The organism is Bacillus sp. FG16 (assembly GCF_057809515.1).
Genome location: NZ_JBMDKC010000019.1, coordinates 59,610 through 68,590 on the forward strand (window position 1 = coordinate 59,610; position 8,981 = coordinate 68,590).

Sequence of the window (8,981 nt, forward strand, 5' to 3'; positions counted from 1 at the left end):
CATGTGGTCATTTCAGAAAAAGAGAAAAAAAGAAGCAACCTTCCAACGTTTTTCGGTAGCAGATCAGATTGCCCCCGCTATCTTTGAAGAAGAAAGGGATTATATACAGGTTGGCGATGGATATGAGCGTATCCTTTGTATTACCGATTATCCATCGAGTAGTTATATGGGGTTCTTATCTAAATTGTATCGGTTAGAAGGAAATATTTCTTTTACTTATCATGTAGAACCGACCTCTTCTACCGATATGATTAAAGATTTTAGTAATTCGATTGAAGAGTTAGAAGCACGACTCATTTCAGGAAAATTAAATCCTGAAATGAGAAAACGAGCAGAACAAGAATTGGAAAGTGCCAACAATATGCTGGAGGATTTAGTAGCGAATGATACAGGGGGGATGTTGTTGGTACATTTCTTGATTCGGCTTCATGCCGAGAGTTTAGAACAGCTAAGAAAGCTAACGGATAAGGTAACCAATGCGTTTTCTGCTCGTAATCTCTTTGCGTATGTGCCAAGTTCACGGATGCAAGATGCGTTTGAATCTTGTCTGCCTATGGTAGAAAATAAAATAGGGGAATACACGAGAAGAAATATGGATACAAAAGCATTCTCTACTTTCTTTCCTTTTGATGAGACCGAATTGTTTACCAAGCGTGGGATTGCAATGGGAAGAAATATCAAAACAAAATCACTCATTGTGGTGAATAAATGGGAATTACAGAACCGAAATGGCATTATTTTAGGACAATCGGGTTACGGAAAAACCAAATTGAAGCAAATGTTACTGATGCGTGATTTTATGGAAGGCATTCGCATTTTTAACATGGACCCAGAAGGAGAAGATAGCGAATTTGTTCAGAAACTCGGCGGACAAGTGATTGAACTGTCCAATACCACAGATACGCGTGTCAACCCGTTACACGTGTTTTATGAACGAGATACAAAAAAGAAAGGAAATCCATTACTGGAGCATTTAGAACGTGTAAAAGTCTTTTTCAAGATTATGCGTCCGTCTATGACGATTGATGAATTAGCGGTATTAGATGCTTATCTAGTGGAATTATACGAATCAGAGCCTTTTCGCATGACATTTGATACAGACTTTGAGCAAAAAGACCCTGAAGATTTTCCTGTTTTAGCAGATTTATATGCGTTATTAATGAAAAAAATCGAGGAAGGAGACGACACATTAAAGTTGTTCTCTTATGTACTGAAACAATACGTTTCAGGTGCGAATAATCGTATTTTTAATGGACCTACCAATGTAGATTTACGTAATCAACTCATTTCGTTTGATATTTCTAGATTAGGAGTTGGTTCAGCTTTACAATCTTGTGCGATGTTCAATGCAACTTCGTTTCTATGGGATGAGATTACGAGAACAGCAGGGCGAAAGACGTTGTTTTTAGATGAATTACACGTATTCGCAGACCCGTCTAATCCGCAAAGTATGGAATTTATTTATCAAATTTGGAAGCGGATTCGAAAGTATGATGGAAGCGTATGGGGCGCAACGCAGCAGGTAGAAGAATTGCTCCGAGCAAGCGATGGGAAAAAGAATTACGGGGGAGCGGTGATTGAAAATAGTTTAATGAAAATGTTCTTACCACTTGCAGAAAAATCTATTCACGATTTGATGACGCAGGCGCAGATCAAATTTTCAGATAGCGAACGAAAAATTTTAAAACCTCGTAAGAAGAATAAGGGACAAGGTATTTTTATCTATGCAGATAAACGAGTTCATCTTCTCGTTGAACCCACAGAGGTGGAATGGGAATTGATGGGTGGAAAACCGAAAGAGGAGGAGGCGGGATGAGTAGAAAAGAAAAGCCCTTGGCGGATTCTCGCAAGACATTTTGGTTTTCTGTTGGAATGATCTTCAGTTTCTGTCTTTTGATTGATTATGTGGTGGCATTTGGTCTTCGCATGATTGATTTTGTATTAGAACATAAAGACGAGTTAATGGAGTTGCCAGATGGTACAGCAAAAGACCTTGCGGTCACCTACTTGAAGAGTCCAATCGAAACCGTATTGTTCGCACTAGGACTTGAATTGTATCAATATGCACAACTTATCTTACTGGGTATGTTCGCTTATACAACCTTTCAAACATGGAGAAAGGTAAAACCACATACGGTGGAAGATGCAAGCGAATACGGAGGTTTAGGGAGTGCGTCTCTTTCAAATGAAGCAACCATTTTTGATGAACAAAATATGACTACGGACAAGGAAGAAGAAGGAACTGTTTTAGCAGTCTATAATGATAATTTGATGGTTCATAAGAAAACCAGCCGGTTAAACCGAAATGTATGTGTAGCTGGTGGGTCAGGAACAGGAAAAACAAGATGTTATATCTTAAATAATGTTGTGAATACGAAAAATAAATCGATTGTCGTGTCGGATCCCAAAGGGGAAATCTATGAACTTACTTCTCGGGAGAAAAGAGAGCAGGGGTATGAAGTGTACCTCATTAATTTTTCAAATATGGCGTTATCTGATATGTACAACTCGATTGATTATGTAGGACTGGATGAAGATGCAGAAAAATTTGCAACAACGCTTGTTTTAGGCGGAGAAGAGGGGCAGCAGTCGGGAGATAGTTTTTGGCAAGACCAAGCCATTTCTTTGATTACGGCAGGCATTTTATATGTCAGAGAAAATCTGCCGAAAGAGAAACATTCAATGGACACGGTATACGATTTCTTGACTGAACCCTCTGAGAAACAATTAAAGAAACGATTTGCCAACTTAGAAGAAGATTCTTCTGCTCGTATGGCGTTTGGTGTAATCAAGAATGCAACAGATAAAACATGGTCAGGGATTGTAAGTAACGCAGCCAAGGCAATGAAACTATGGAAATTAAAATCGGTTCGTACGTTTTCCAAATATAGTAGTTTTCAATTGTCTGATATAGGAAAACGAAAAATCGCCTTATATGTGGTGATACCAGTAGCTGACCGTACGTATCGAGCGTTAATTAATACATTTTTTGCCCAACTATTTCAAGAGCTATATGCGTATGCGGATACGAATCATAATCAGTTAGATGTACCAGTTCGCTTTTTACTAGATGAGTTTGCCAACATCGGGAGAATTCCAGATTTTGCGGAGCGTTTATCCACGACACGTTCTTACGGTATAGAAGTATCCATCATTATACAGGCTATGGGGCAATTGATGGATCGTTATGGGGAAAAGCAGACAGAAGAAATCATGGCCAATTGTGATACGACTCTTTTTTTAGGCACAAACGACCTCGGCACAGCGAAATATTTCTCAGAACGATTGGGTGTGACAACAAAAAGGTTGCGAAATGATAGCCAAACGCCTGGTGAATGGGATAGCAATCAACACTCCTATACTTACGTACAAAGACCGCTTAAGACGCCGGATGAACTCTTAAATCAGATGGATGAGAATGAGTGCTATGTGTTCCAGCGTGGTAGATTACCCATTCATGCGCAAAAAGCATGGGTAGACAATTGGTTCGCTGACCAAGTAGGAGAAAAGGCAGATATGGGATGGCATTTAAAAGAGAAGTCAGTAGAATCGAGTATACCCAAACAAGAAAAGCAAAAAGAAACGGTAGAGTCCTCCCTTGTATCAGAAGAGGAAAAACAAGAACATAATCAAGACGAATCGCAAGCATCTGTACCAAGTGAAGGGGACGTACAGGAAACAACGGAAACATCAGAAAGTGAGAAACAGAAGGAAGAACAAAATACCAAAGAAACCGTATCCTTACCGATTACGGTGAAACGAGAACTATGGGGAGACGAGGTGCTACAACCTGTAGGGGTAGAAAAGAAAAATGGACGCATACAAGCTTTGTATACGATGGACTTAGAAGCGGAGGAAGAAGGAGAAGAGGGCATTCAGTTTCTTATCCAGAAAAATCCAACTTGCATGATGACAGATATAGAGTTCGTTCCTCACCATGACGTAAAGGAAACAGAAGAACAATTTCTGATACAGGTGAAAGAAGCAATCCAGCACATTACACTCAGTCTGATGTATAAAGAACAAAAACGAGATTTTTCGCCAGTGGAACATATCGAAGAGAAAGAAGCACAAAGAAGGAAAGAACAAAAAGAGAAAGCGGGGGTGTAGCGATGATTATTGTATTTGGGGACGGGACACTAGAGGAAACCGCTACAGAATATGTGTATCGGTTTTCGAAAACAAAGTTAAAACAAGAAGCTCCATTTGACAGCATCAAACAAGCCAAACCGTATTTGTTACCGTGTACTTTTGCGGAAATCATACGAGGAGATGTCATCATTCGGTATGAAAAAGAACCTCATTTGTTATCATTTTCTCGTATCCAACAAGAAAACGAAGCAATTAAACGGAAAGTGGTGTCTCGCTTGGGTCACCTCTTCCAAGTACATCAAGAAACAACGCTCCTTCCGATCCCAGAAAACATTTTTTACAACAAAAAAGGGGAAGTCAAACTCATGTATCAAGCGATGGAGCACATGCCTGTAACGGGATTTAATCGAAAGGATAGGTTGACCCATATGAAACGTTTACTTACCTTTGCCTTTTCGAACGAATCATTTGAAGCTTGCATGCTTCAATCAGTAGAAATGAGAAATGAATTCTTACAACATATCTATCAATCTACAACATGGGAAGCGTTGCAAGAACTCGTGAAAGAACCAGAAGAAACGGAAGAAAAACAAAAAAAGAGAAAGAGAAATTGGTCATTCGCACCCTTCTCTTCCTCTCTTTCTACCAAATTATGTGTCGTATTGTTGACACTATCGGTTTCCTGTAATTTGTATCTTATCACAAAAGACAGTATCCGACCAGCACGGGTGAATGCAAAACAGGACAAACAAAGTGAAAACCAAAAGAAACACATACAAATGCTAGAACAAGAGAAAACAAAGTTACAAAAACAAATGCAGGAGAAAGAATCTGAAATCAAAGAAATTGTGGGGCAACTCAAAATTGTCATTGAAGAAAACAAAAAGTTACAACAAAAACAAGCGACTGTGCCTCCAGCGCAATAACAAAAGGAGTGAATGTGCATGTGGCAAGCGGTGAAAGACTTTTTTACAACGGTAACGAATCCGATTGAAGCCTTTTCTCGGTGGATTGTAGAACTCTCCATTCAGCTTTTAAACTTTTTCTTAGGTTCGATTGTGAGTGTTACAAAAATTGATGCGGAATATCAAAAGGTACAGGTGATACAAGATGTGTTCTCTTGGGTTCGTTTTCTCGTCTATGCCTTAGTAGGTGTGATTGTCCTTCATCAAATATTTAAACAGTATTTAGCAATTTCTACGGGTTCGATTCAAAGACGAACGATGTCTCAAATCATGGGAGATATCGGGAAATTTGCGTATCGCCTTCTCATGTTACCGTTATTTTTAGATATCATGATCAAACTCAATTCATTCTGGGTGGGATTTATTTCGGATAAAGGATTGGTAGTAGAGCAATTTGTAAAATATTTAGGACTCAATTCAGGAGACAAAGGAAATCAATCTGTTAGTGAAATTGTGTTAGGGAATATTTCGAAAATATATCAATTGAAAATGGCAGGAACGGTCGTATTCGTTGCTATTTTCTTCTTAGTTTTACTTGCTATCTTGTTTGTGATGATGTATATCCAAATGATGATGAGACTCGGGCAAATTGTCTTTTGCTATGTGTTAATACCTTTTGTCGCCTTATCCGCTTTAAATGAAGAGATGGATATGTATTCAACTTGGTGGAGAGAAACGATTGCTATTGTGGGAACAGCAGCCGCCCAAGTCAGTTTCTTATATTTAGGACTTAATTGTATGTTATCGGGTCACGCCATTTTAGGAACAGGTATTTTAATAGGGGTTGTGACAACACCAGCAGTGTTACAAAAGTTTGTCTATTCTACAGGTGTGGCAAGTGGTACAGGAAGTATGCTGAAATTTATGACACGTCAAGTGCTGATGAAGAGGAGATGATGAAACGTGTATATCAAAGCAACCGTAACCGTTGTACGAAATTGGAAGCCTATACTCATTGGTATACTGATTTTGCTGAGTTGTTTCACTTGTATGATGTGGGGAGGGGGTGAGAAGCCTCAGACACCGATGGGAGTCGGCTCAGCAACTGTATCACCAGAAGTAATGAAATGGGAGCCCTTAGTCAGAAAGCATGCGCAAACCTTTGGTATGGAAGCCTATATTCCTCTTGCGCTAGCTTTAATTCAGCAAGAATCGAACGGGACATTGCGAGATGTCATGCAGGCTGCCGAAGGCGCATTTAATACAAAATATCCTAAAGTCCAAAATGGAATACCTGATCCAGATTATTCCATTTGGTGCGGGATACAAGAATTAAAACATTCTCTTGAACTAGCAGGTGTCACAGGTCCAACAGATATAGAACGTATTAAATTATCTCTTCAGAGCTATAACTTTGGAACAGGATTCTTCTACTTTGTACAGAAAAATGGCGGCGCATATACGTTAGACTTAGCGAAACAATTTGCGCTAGCACACAATGGAGGAAGGACGCAATGCGGTTTCCGAAGCCCCTATTGTTATGGCGACGTGTCGTATGTCGAAAAAGTGCTGAAAAACTACCAAATTGGCGGGACGAGTGGAACGGGAGCAATAGGAGATGAATTGTTTCAGAAGGTGATGGGTGAAGCAACGAAGTATAAAGGACAAAAATATGTGTGGGGCGGAAGTAATCCTACGCAAGGATTTGATTGTAGCGGGCTGATACAGTGGACGTATCATACAGCAGGTATCCAGCTTAATCGTACCGCACAATTACAGTGGAATCAAACGAAACGGATTTCTGCGGAAGAAGCCAAGCCGGGAGACCTCGTATTCTTTCATTCTACCTATCCAACAGATTCTTACATTACACATGTAGGTATATATCAAGGAAACATGCAAATGTTTCATGCGGGTGATCCGCTTAATTTTGCAGATTTAAAGACGCCATTTTGGCAGCAACATCTCGCAGGGTTTGGTCGCGTACAGTAACGATGAGAAAGGGTGAAGGGAAATGAGACGTAGTATAGCAATTCTGATTTTATCTATAGGTATAGTGGTATTGATTGGGTATGCTTGGAAACAAAAAGGGGAGGTGAAAGTATATGAAACAAAATATAAACAAGTTTTGAAAGAAAATACCAGCTTAAAAGAGAAGGTGCAGGCAAAAGAGAACAATGAAGAAACAAAAGTAAAAAAGGATACAGACGCCTTTTTACGAGCCTTCTTTACGTACGATACTTCGAAAGGTGAGCAAGGTTGGGCGAAAATAGATCCATATACAACAGAGTCTGTAAGAGGGAAGTTAAAGCCAGCAGGAGAGGAAAAGAAGCCAGAAAAAACACCACCAGAAACAACGATTGTTTCAACTATAAAAGATGTCAAGCTATACTATACAACTGTGCAAAATGGTGAGAAAGCGAATGTGTTTTCTCGTGTGTGGATTAATACGACTGTAAACGGTGTAACGAGTACCACGCAAATGGTATTAGATATTGAGATGGTATATAGTCCTGAAAAGAAAAAATGGATTGTAGGGGATATCAGTATTCAACAGCCTTTAGGTGAAGAGGGGTATATTAATTAATTATTTTATATAGAGGGAGTGGTTTATATGGAAATGAAGCATGATAGAAATTGGAATGCGCTATTGGATTTACAATTACAAGGGGAGAAAAAAATTCAAGTATTAAATTTTGTGATGGAACGATTGGATGCAAAAAATCAATTGCATATGACACAAAAAGAAATCGCAGAACAAACACAGGTATCCGAACGCACTGTCAGCGAAACGATGAAGACGTTACAAGAATCTAACTTTTTACAAAGACTACAGTCGGGTGTATATGAAGTGAATCAGGCATTTGAATATGAACATCCCCCTTCTGAAGAAAAAGGGTTAGCAAAAGAAATGGAAGTGTTACGTGACAACTTACAAACGGTTACAGTAAAAAACGTATTGAATAAAAGTATGAAGGACGTGCAACAACTGATTGAAAGCGATTTAGAAAATCCGAAAGGTTCTACATTGACCAAAGAGGATGTGAAAGAGTTATTAGATCAGCATGTTAAAAGTTTGGAAAAGACACTTCATCAGTATTACGAACAGAAAGAGAAAGGTGTTTCTTGGAAAGAATCTATTCATACGTTAAAAGAGAATGTAAAGCAAAGTTACCAAACATTTAAAGAAGCATTTGTACAAAAGGTAAAACAAAACGTACAAACGGTAAAAGGTGCACCTGAGCAAGTGAAACAGTATGCGAAAAATAAATTGATTGATGGTGTTGTTCGGGTGAACAATCTTATTATCGAAAAGAGTCAAGAACTGAATCAGAAAATGGAAATGGCTAGACCGAATCAGGAGAAAACGCTTGTTGTAGAGGAAAAGGATAGTCAGAAGGAAGTTGTCCATGAAAAGGAGCGAATTTTAGAAAAAGAAGTGGTACAAGAGCAAACTGTCAAAGAAACAGAGACATTAATGCCTGATTCGGCCCAACGTACAGAAGAAAATCCATCTGTAGAAAATCCAGTACGAAAGGATTTTCAATCAATTGTAACAGAACAATTTCAAAAACACCCTGAAGCGACAATGGAAGCGTTACGGGAATATATTGTGGAACATCATCCTCATATTCATCGTATAGAACAAGTGAATGCGGAAGAGTTTGTCACAAAAGTAGAAAAAGTATCTCATATTTTACTGGTAAATCAACAAGCCAAGATTATAGATCAAAAAGAAGAGTTAGCAGTCATAGCGGAAGAAGTAACAGACGAAAAGCAGGTAGAAAAATTTGCAGATTTAGTGAAGGAAAAACAAGAAGAAATCGTGATGGAAGAAGAGGTTTCAGTGAGTTTCGAAAAATAAGAAGTGGACAACAAAATAGAACCCTACGTTGTTATTTCTTTGTAGGGTTCTCATACTTCTTTAATAAATCGCTAACAGCTTCGTCTAGTAATTTAGATTTATTAATACGAGTGTCTTTC

The 8,981-nt window shown here is 38.8% G+C and carries 8 protein-coding genes; 7 read left to right on the forward strand and 1 reads right to left on the reverse strand.

Annotation, left to right across the window (positions count from 1 at the left end; genetic code table 11):
* The first annotated feature begins 1 nt into the window (after position 1).
* The 7 genes from ACODS7_RS09790 (at position 2) to ACODS7_RS09820 (ending at position 8,862) form a co-directional block, all read left to right on the forward strand.
* Positions 2–1,816, forward strand: a complete 1,815-nt coding sequence (locus ACODS7_RS09790; protein WP_488826564.1) for a VirB4 family type IV secretion system protein — start codon at positions 2–4, stop codon at positions 1,814–1,816.
* On the forward strand, positions 1,813–4,110 hold the full coding sequence (locus ACODS7_RS09795; RefSeq protein ID WP_488826566.1) for a VirD4-like conjugal transfer protein, CD1115 family: 2,298 nt from the start codon (positions 1,813–1,815) through the stop codon (positions 4,108–4,110). Before ACODS7_RS09790 ends, ACODS7_RS09795 begins: the two co-directional genes overlap by 4 nt.
* Before the next feature lie 2 nt (positions 4,111–4,112).
* Positions 4,113–5,018, forward strand: a complete 906-nt coding sequence (locus ACODS7_RS09800; protein WP_488826568.1) for a hypothetical protein — start codon at positions 4,113–4,115, stop codon at positions 5,016–5,018.
* Positions 5,019–5,036: 18 nt separating this feature from the next.
* Positions 5,037–5,954 carry a conjugal transfer protein TrbL family protein gene (locus tag ACODS7_RS09805; RefSeq protein WP_336457310.1) on the forward strand — a complete coding sequence of 306 codons (918 nt, stop codon included), beginning with the start codon at positions 5,037–5,039 and terminating at the stop codon, positions 5,952–5,954.
* 96 nt (positions 5,955–6,050) lie between these two features.
* Complete coding sequence (locus ACODS7_RS09810; RefSeq protein ID WP_488826570.1) at positions 6,051–6,989, forward strand: bifunctional lytic transglycosylase/C40 family peptidase; 939 nt, start codon at positions 6,051–6,053, stop codon at positions 6,987–6,989.
* 22 nt (positions 6,990–7,011) lie between these two features.
* Positions 7,012–7,584 carry a hypothetical protein gene (locus tag ACODS7_RS09815; protein WP_256428330.1) on the forward strand — a complete coding sequence of 191 codons (573 nt, stop codon included), beginning with the start codon at positions 7,012–7,014 and terminating at the stop codon, positions 7,582–7,584.
* A gap of 27 nt (positions 7,585–7,611) precedes the next feature.
* Entirely contained in the window at positions 7,612–8,862 is a 1,251-nt protein-coding gene (locus tag ACODS7_RS09820; protein WP_488826573.1) for a replication/maintenance protein RepL, read from the forward strand.
* 31 nt (positions 8,863–8,893) lie between these two features.
* On the opposite strand, the gene ACODS7_RS09825 is transcribed toward ACODS7_RS09820, so the two are convergent.
* Positions 8,894–8,981, reverse strand: an 88-nt coding sequence (locus ACODS7_RS09825) for a ribbon-helix-helix domain-containing protein (protein ID WP_488826579.1), incomplete at its 5' end; no start/stop codon positions are given.